General features: G+C 73.0%; 7 protein-coding genes and 1 riboswitch. Of the genes, 1 reads left to right on the top strand and 6 read right to left on the bottom strand.

Annotated elements, in window-relative coordinates:
• From atzF to ACTHMS_RS08640, 6 genes are all read right to left on the bottom strand, one after another.
• Positions 1-1,507 (bottom strand): allophanate hydrolase (atzF, locus tag ACTHMS_RS08615; RefSeq protein ID WP_440306251.1); only part of this gene is annotated, 1,507 nt, incomplete at its 3' end.
• Positions 1,508-1,593: 86 nt separating this feature from the next.
• A complete protein-coding gene (locus ACTHMS_RS08620) occupies positions 1,594-3,555 on the bottom strand; it encodes a 5-oxoprolinase/urea amidolyase family protein (RefSeq protein WP_440306257.1) in 1,962 nt (653 codons plus the stop codon).
• Between the two features lie 53 nt (positions 3,556-3,608).
• A complete protein-coding gene (locus tag ACTHMS_RS08625) occupies positions 3,609-4,238 on the bottom strand; it encodes an urea amidolyase associated protein UAAP2 (RefSeq protein ID WP_440306252.1) in 630 nt (209 codons plus the stop codon).
• Positions 4,235-4,924 carry a DUF1989 domain-containing protein gene (locus tag ACTHMS_RS08630; protein ID WP_440306253.1) on the bottom strand — a complete coding sequence of 230 codons (690 nt, stop codon included), beginning with the start codon at positions 4,922-4,924 and terminating at the stop codon, positions 4,235-4,237. Before ACTHMS_RS08630 ends, ACTHMS_RS08625 begins: the two co-directional genes overlap by 4 nt.
• Positions 4,921-6,432 (bottom strand): amino acid permease, encoded by a 1,512-nt coding sequence (locus ACTHMS_RS08635; RefSeq protein WP_440306254.1) that lies wholly within the window; start codon positions 6,430-6,432, stop codon positions 4,921-4,923. The genes ACTHMS_RS08630 and ACTHMS_RS08635 overlap by 4 nt, the downstream gene beginning before the upstream one ends.
• Before the next feature lie 49 nt (positions 6,433-6,481).
• Positions 6,482-6,613: riboswitch (guanidine-I (ykkC/yxkD leader) on the bottom strand.
• Positions 6,614-6,714: 101 nt separating this feature from the next.
• Positions 6,715-7,614: an NAD-dependent epimerase/dehydratase family protein gene (locus tag ACTHMS_RS08640; protein ID WP_440306255.1), complete on the bottom strand. Its 900-nt coding sequence runs from the start codon at positions 7,612-7,614 to the stop codon at positions 6,715-6,717.
• A 121-nt stretch (positions 7,615-7,735) separates the two neighbouring features.
• Between ACTHMS_RS08640 and ACTHMS_RS08645 the strand changes: the two genes are divergently transcribed.
• A partial coding sequence (locus ACTHMS_RS08645; RefSeq protein ID WP_440306256.1) for a helix-turn-helix domain-containing protein occupies positions 7,736-7,916 on the top strand: 181 nt, incomplete at its 3' end.

Here is a 7,916-nt window from a genome sequence, read left to right on the forward strand (position 1 = left end):
CGAAGCCGGGGACGCGGGTGCCGTCCTCCAGGTCGACCGCGCCGAGTGCGAGCGGCGGCGCGATCCGCGGCAGCAGCGTGCCCAGCCCGTGCGCCGGCAGCTCCCAGACCTCGACCTCGAGCCCCGACGGGTTGTCGCCGCGCAGCAGCCCGGGCCGCCGGAACGGGCCCGGCACCTCGTGCAGCCGGTAGCCGGGTGCGGTGCGGCCGCGGCGGAACAGTCGGCCGCCCAGTTCGACCAGCTCGCGGTTGGCCGGCTGACCGGTGAGGTGTGCACCCGCGACCGCGAGCAGTTCGCCGCCGATCGTCGGCGGTTCGACCGGTTCGCCGCACCAGGCCGCGGCGAGGTCGAGCAACGGCTCGTCGGCGAAAGCCGGTGCCAGCAGCTGCACACCGAACGGCAGCCCGTCGGTCCGGCGTCCGGCCGGGACCGCCACCGCGCACAGGTCGAAGAGGTTGGCCATGTTCGTGTACGTGCCGAGGCGCGCGTTGACACCGATCGGGTCGTCGGTCACCTCGGCGTGCGTCGGGTGGTTCGGCGTCGTCGGCAGCAGCAGCGCGTCGGCGCCGACGAACACCGTCTCGGCGGTGCGCCGCAGGCCGGCCAGCCGCTGCTGGGCCGCGAAGACGTCGGCCGCCGCGAACCGCGCGGCGCCGAGCACGATCGTGCGCACGGTCGGGTCGAGGTGCGGGCCGTCGACGGTGAGCGCCCCGCCGAACGCGGCCAGCCGCTCGGCCACCAGCGCGCTTTCGTAGAGCAGGCGGGCGGCGGCCAGGAAGGCGCTCACCTCCACGCGGACGACGGTGCCCAGGGTCGCGGCGTGGTCGACCGCCGCGGCCCATGCGTCCCGGGCGGCGGGCTCGAGGTCGAGGGGGGCGTCGGGCACGGCGATGACCCGCATCGTGCGCGCGACACCGGGCGGGGGCGCGACCGGCCGTGCGCGCGAACCGGGATCGGCGGCGTCCGGCCCGACCATGACGGCGAGCGCGCGTCGTCCGGCGGCCACCGTGCGCGTGAAGGTGGTGACGCAGTCGAGCGACGGGCAGGCCGGCACGACGCCGGTGGTGGGCACGAGACCGCGGGTGGGCTTGATGCCCACCAGGCCGTTGAACGCGGCCGGCACCCGGCCGCTGCCGGCGGTGTCGGTGCCGAGCGCGAGGTCGGCGAGGCCGCCGGCGACGGCGACCGCGCTGCCGGACGAACTGCCGCCGCTGACGTGGTCGGCCGAGAAGACGCTGCTGCACGCGCCGTACGGCGAGCGGGTGCCGACGAGCCCGGTGGCGTACTGGTCGTGGTTGGTCTTGCCGACCGGCACGGCGCCGGCGGCGAGCAGCCGGGCGACGGCCGTGGCGTGCCGGGTCGCCGGCGTCGTCCGTGACGGGTCTGCCGCGGTCGTCGGTACGCCGGCGAGGTCGATGTTGTCCTTGATCGCGACGCGCACGCCGGCGAGGGGTCCGTCGCGGCCCGCTGGGTCCTCATAGGCCGTCCGCTCCTCGTCCGACAGCACCCGGATGAAGACCGCTTGTCCCCCGGCCCGGTCGTTCCCAGGCCCGGGAACTGCCTGGGACTGGGGACAAGGCGTCTGTTCGACGGTCACTTCGCGGCCTCCCAGCGGGCGCGCTCGGCGGCGAACGCCGCCTCACGACGGGTACGGAACGCCTCGATCTCGTCCGCGTGCTGCGTCTCGAGCGCCGCGACCTCGGCGAGGGAGAACGTGGCCGGACGTGCCTCGAGATTTGCGCGGCCGGCCTTGATGTCGGCCCGCAGCGTGGCGAGTTCCGCCGCGTCGACCGGCCGGAACCGCAGCCGGTCGAACGGACGCAGCAACCACGGCAGCTCGTCCGAGCCGGGCACGTGCCGCCAGACCGGCACGGTGCGCCCGACCAGCTGGTAGCCACCCGGGCCCTCCATGCCGTAGACGCAGAGGTACACCCCGCCGATGCCGACGGCGTTCTGGGGCGTCCAGGTGCGGGCCGGATCGTACTTCGTGGTCACCAGCCGGTGGCGCGGGTCGATCGGCACCGCCACCGGCGCGCCGAGGTACACGTCGCCGAGCCCGACGACGAGGTAGGTGGCCGCGGTGACGATGTCGAACACGTCGTCGCGCTCGGCGAGATCGTTGACGCGGCGGATGAACTCGACGTTGTCGGGACACCACGGCGCGTCCGGCCGCACCCCGCGCTGGTAGCGCCGCATCGCCTCGTGCGCCTCGGGGTGGTCGAGCGCGAGCGGCAACGTCACCTCGCGCACCGGCAGTTCGACGGTGCTCGGGTCGGGCACCGCGGCGGCGAGCCGCACGACCAGCTCGGCGAGATCGGGCAGCGGCAGCCGCGACTCGTCGACCTGGACGAGCATCGACCGCACCCCCTCGACCAGCTCGCGGACGGCGCCGTGCTGCTGCCCGCGCAGTGCCTCGGCGAGCAGGTGCACCCACAGCCGCACCCGCAGGTCGAGCACCGGGGCGCCGACCTCGACGAGCAGGTGGTGGTCGCCGGCGCGTCGCACGGTGAAGGCGGGCGTGTGGCCGCTCGCCGCGCGTTGCGCCAGCACGATCGCGTCATCGCGGTCCGGCACGGGCGGTGGCGTCGTCTCGCCGAACAGCGCCGCGAGCGGATCGGCGAGCAGGGCGGAGCGGGCGGCATTGGCGGCGTCGGCCTCGGTCGCGCTGACCGGTTGCAACCGCACCGTGTCACCCGGACGCAGCTGGGCGAGCTTCCAGCGGTCGGCGCGCACCACCACGCACGGCACGACGAAGCCGCCGAGCGACGGGCCGTCGGGGCCGACGATCACCGGGGTGTCGCCCGACAGCATGATGCCGCCGACCGGGTAGGCGCTGTCGTGGATGTTGGACGGGTGCAGGCCGGCCTCGCCGCCGTCCGGGCGAGCCCACTGCGGCGCCGGGCCGACGAACCGGACGCCGGTGCGGTCGGCGCGGTGGTCGACGGCCCAGGTGGTGTCCCAGAGCGCCTCGACACCTGACGAGGTCAGGTGCTCGGGCGCGCCGTGCGGGCCCGGCAGCACGCGCAGCGTCCAGTCGGTCGTGAGGGTCGGCAGCAGTCCCGCGACGTCGAGCGGCGCGGCGCAGTTCTCCGCGCGGCCGACGGGCAGTTCGTCGCCGTCGGCGAGCGCGCGACCCTCGTGCCCACCGAAGCCGCCGAGCACGAACGTTGCACGCGAGCCCAGGTCGAGCGGCACGGCGATCCCGCCGGCCACCGCGAGGTAGCCGCGCATGCCCGGCGCACCGCACGGCCCGAGATCGACGACGGCGCCGGCCGGCACCACGGTGACGATGCCCGGCCTGATCGGGCGGCCGTCGAGCGTCGGCCGGGCCGCGCCGGTGACGCAGACGAGCACGCGCCGGTCGAAGCGCACGGCCGCACCCGTCATGACGCACTCGAGCCCGGCAGCGTTCGGCGGGTTGCCCACGGCGAGGTTGGCGAGCGCGAACGACAGGTCGTCCCACGCACCCGACGGCGGCACGCCGACGTCCCACAGCCCGGTGCGACCGGGGAGGTCCTGGACGGTCGTCTGCAGGCCGGCCCGCACGACGGTCATCACCGCCTGGTCGTGGCCGACCACGCGGTCGTCGGGCCGGGCCTCGACCGCCGTCACTGCTGCCACCAGCCGAGCAGCTGGATCGGTGTCGGGTTCCACCCGTTGCAAGGGTTGTTGAGCTGCGGGCAGTTGCTGATGAGCACGACGAGATCGCGCTCGGCGCGCACCTGCACGTACTTGCCCGGCGCCGAGACGCCGTCGGCGAAGGTGAGACCACCGTCGGCGGTCACCGGCACGTTCATGAAGAAGTTGATGTTGTGAGTGAGCTCGCGCGGGCCGAGGCCGACCTGCGCCCCGTAGCGCAGGAACGTCTCGCGGCAGGCGTGCTGGTGGCGGGTGTGCATGCCGTAGCGGACGACGTTCGACTCCTGCGCGCACGCGCCGCCGAGCGTGTCGTGCCGCCCGCACGTGTCGTCGGTGATGGTCGCCAGCACGTCGTTGCGCTGCGACCGCAGCTGCGAGCCGAGGGTCAGGTACACCGAGCCCTGCTCACGGATCGTGTCCATCGCGCTGTAGCGGTTGCGCAGGTCGGTCGCGTCGAAGAACAGGGTGTCGGCCGCCTGGTTGCCGTGCAGGTCGACGATGCGGAACTCACCGCCGGCGGGGATGGTGCCGAGGTGGCCGTCGCCGGGCTGGACGACGACGTCGAGCGCGGTGCGCGCACCCAGCGAGATCACGCTCATGCCAGCACCGCCCGGGCCTGCTCGAGCGCGTGGGCACTCTCGGCGCGGAACCTCATCGACGGGTCGTCGGCGCCGTAGGGGGCCGCCTCGGTGATCTCGACCCGGACGGCGCCGGGCGACCACCGCAGATCCAACGGATGTGGAGCCGTGGACGCGACGAGCAGCAGGTCGACCTCGGCGCGCAGCGTCACCGTGTCGCCGGCGCGGGCGTGCCCGTCGACGAAGGTGAGCTGGGCGTCGTCGTCCAGGGCGACCTTGCTGAACAGGTTGACGCACGCGTGCAGGTCGTCCTCGTCGCGTCCGTGCTTGCGCAGTTCCGACACCAGCAGGCTGCGCGCCGACCGCTTCCAGCCGTTCCGTTCGGCCGCGTACGACGACGCCGGCACGTGAACGTCGAGCGAGTGACCGCTGATGCAGTCGTGCCAGTCGAGGCTGGACGCGGTCACCGAGGTCAGCCCGACACCGCGGTCGGACATCAGCACCATCGGCGGCGCGACGTTTGCGCGCATCTGCGCTTTCAGCGTGTCCGGGATGTTGAGCCGGTCGACGGGGTCGTGCGCGGCGAACAGCAGCAGGCTGAGGTTCGCGCCGTCGTCCAGCGCGGTGAAGGTGATCGCGCGGCCGCGCCGCACGAGCAGCGACCACCCCGCGTCCGGCGGGATGTCGTGGGTGAGCAGCGCGCTCATGCGGTGGCCTCGGCGAGCGCGATGGGCATGACCGGGTCGCGGCGCTGGGCGCGTTGCACGCCGAAGGCGATCGCGCCGAGCAGCACCGCGCCGGCCAGGAACAGCTCGGGGAAGTACTGCAGGTACCAGTCGGTGCCGTAGACCTTCGTGCGCGGCCACGCCAGGTTGACGGCCATGAAGACGCCCCAGGCGATGGCGACGACGTTCACCACGACGCCGAGCCGGCCCAGCGAGAAGAGCCCCGACGCCTGCGGCAGGCCGCCGCGCACCCGGCGCAGCAGCAGCGGCACCGTCACCATCAGGTAGGCGATGTACAGCAGCATGATGCAGACGCTCGACAGGGCCAGGAAGACGAGCGGGTTGTCGACGTTGACGTAGAGCAGCGCGACGGTCAGCAGGCCGACGAGGATCGCCGGGCGGATCGGCGTGCCGGTGCGGGGGTTGACCACCGACAGCGCGTCCGAGAACGGCAGCACGCGGTCGCGCGCCATCGAGAACATCATGCGGGTGGTGGCCGTCTGGATGGCCAGTGTGCAGACGGTGACGGCGATGGCGACGTCGACGAGGAAGACGCGGCCGAGGGTGTCGCCGAGACGCGACGTGAGCACGTAGGGCAGGCCGCGGGCCGGGTCGGCGAGGCTGCCGTCGGTGGTCGACGGGGCGGCCATGAGCGTGGCCAGCAGCATCAGGGCGCCGCCGATGCCCGAGACGACGAGGGCGCGCAGGATGGTGCGGGGCGCGGTGCGGCGCGGATTCTTCGTCTCCTCCGACAGCTCGCCCGCGCTGTCGAACCCGACCATGACGTAGGCGGCCATGAGCCCGGAGATCACGAACGACCAGAGGTACGCCGAGCCGTGGCCGACACCGGCGCCGGTGTGGAAGACGATGCCCGGGCCACGCTTGGCGTGCGAGAAGAGTGCGATGCAGAGCAGCGCGACGCCGACCAGTTCGCAGGTGACGCCAATGCTGTTGATGAGCGACATCGCCTTGATGCCGACGGCGTTGATGGTGGTGGTGACGACGAGCAGCAGGCTGCCGAGGATGACCGCGTTCGTGCCCGGGTTGTCGACGATCTCGAAGCCGCTCCAGATCGACGGCAGCACCACCTGCATCGCGACCGCGGCCGCGGCGACGGTGCAGATCTGCGCGACGAGCATCAGCCAGCCGGCCGCCCACCCCCAGATCGCGCCGCCGAGCCGCGTGGCCCACTGGTAGATGCAGCCGCTGATCGGGTACCGGGCGGCGAGCTCGGCGAAACAGAGGGCGACGAGGAACTGGCCGACGAACACGATCGGCCACGTCCAGAAGAAGGCCGGGCCGCCGGCGCCGAAGCCGAAGTAGAACAGCTGGAAGACGGTGGTGAGGATCGAGACGAACGAGAAGCCGGCGGCGAACGAGCCGTACGTGCCGATCGATCGATGCAGCTTCTGTTCGTAGCCGAAGCCGGCGAGGTCGGCGGAGTCGGCCGCCGCGTCGGTGGTGATCGGCCGGTCAGCGAGTGCGGTCACACGGGCCTCCGAATGTCCGGCCCGTGCACGGCATGCCCGGGCCACTGTGGCCTCCCGGGCTTTTCTCCCGCCGTGGAACGAGGACGGCACCGGCCTCGCCTGCGTCTCTCGGACCAGGCCCGCTGCCCGTGACCTGCTCGGTGAGCGGCCGGTCAGCGGCGGAACCCTAGACGCGCCCCGCACTGGTGCGGGTCGGGACCGATTCGACCCGCCGGTCGTTTCGCGCACCCGACCCGCAGGTAACCGTCCTGTTTCGCGTCCCTCGCATCGGACGACGTCGGATCAGGCGGTGCCGAGGTCGTACGCCACCGACTCCTCGATCGCGGGCGGCTCGAGCCCGAAGCGGTGCTCGGTCTCGCTCGAGTCGAGGATGAACGGACGGCGCAGCTGGTGCTGGGTCTCGCGCAGCTCCTTGACCATCGGGACGAACAGGCCTGCTGCCCACAGCACCGGGTAGGGCATGGCACGAACCTTGGGCTTCGCGCCGAGCTGGGCGGCGGCGATCGCCGTGAGTTCGCGGACGCTGACCGGCGCCGCGGTCGGCGCGTGCCAGGCGCGTCCCCAGGCGGTCGGGTCGTCCATCACCGCGACGTGGGTGCGGGCCATCGAGCGCACGTCGGTCCAGCTGTGCGGCGCGTCGAGGTCGGCCGGGACGAACGCGGTGCGGCCCTTCCGCAACGCCGGCGCGATGATCGTCGACAGCACGTTCTGCCCGCCGAGGTAGTCGCTGCCGCGCACCTCGAAGACCTTGGCCCGGCCGGCCTCGTGCGCGGCGAGCGCGTCCTGCCACATCCTGACGCGCACCCGGCCCTTCTTCCCCGTCGAGGCCAGCGGGGTCGATTCGGTCATCGGTGCGGTCACCTCGCCGTAGCCGTAGAGGTTGCCGGTGATGGCGAGCACCGCACCGGTGCGCTCAGCGGCCGCGAGCAGCGCGTCCGCGACCGGCGGCCAGTCCAGCTCCCACCGGTGGTAGGGCGGGTTGACGGCGTTGACGATGCCGACCGCGCCGTGCGCTGCCTCGGTCAACGCCGCGGCGTCGGACGCGTCCAGCTTGATCGCGCGGGCGCCGGCGACCTCCGTCCCGCTGCGGGTGGCGACGAGGACCTCGTCGCCACGCCCGACCAGTTCCGCCGCGACCGCACGCCCGACCGGGCCGGCGCCGACCACCAGGTACTTCGACATTGTTCTTCTCCTTCGTCTGAGAGAGCACCGCTCTCGGAAGAGAGCATGGCACCGCTGTCGACACGATACAAGAGCAGTGCTCTCACTTGTGTGCGTCGCTCGCAGAAGTCAGACTGAGCGCATGACATCGAGCGGCGGCGTCCGTGCCCGTGCCCGGGCCGAGACGATCGACGAGATCAAGCGGCTCGCCCAGCGGCAGCTGGCCGAGCAGGGTGCGGGGGAGCTGTCGCTGCGGGCGATCGCGCGCGAGCTCGGGCTGGTCTCGTCGGCCGTGTACCGGTACTTCGCCAGCCGCGACGACC

The organism is Jatrophihabitans sp., assembly GCF_051960575.1.
Classification (GTDB): domain Bacteria; phylum Actinomycetota; class Actinomycetes; order Mycobacteriales; family Jatrophihabitantaceae; genus JBQCEE01.

What these genes read in the sequence shown, in the direction of transcription:
- ACTHMS_RS08620 (WP_440306257.1), bottom strand. Translation starts at nt 3,555, where the DNA reads ATGACCGTCGTGCGGGCCGGCCTGCAGACGACCGTCCAGGACCTCCCC.
- ACTHMS_RS08625 (WP_440306252.1), bottom strand. Translation starts at nt 4,238, where the DNA reads ATGAGCGTGATCTCGCTGGGTGCGCGCACCGCGCTCGACGTCGTCGTC.
- ACTHMS_RS08630 (WP_440306253.1), bottom strand. Translation starts at nt 4,924, where the DNA reads ATGAGCGCGCTGCTCACCCACGACATCCCGCCGGACGCGGGGTGGTCG.
- ACTHMS_RS08640 (WP_440306255.1), bottom strand. Translation starts at nt 7,614, where the DNA reads ATGTCGAAGTACCTGGTGGTCGGCGCCGGCCCGGTCGGGCGTGCGGTC.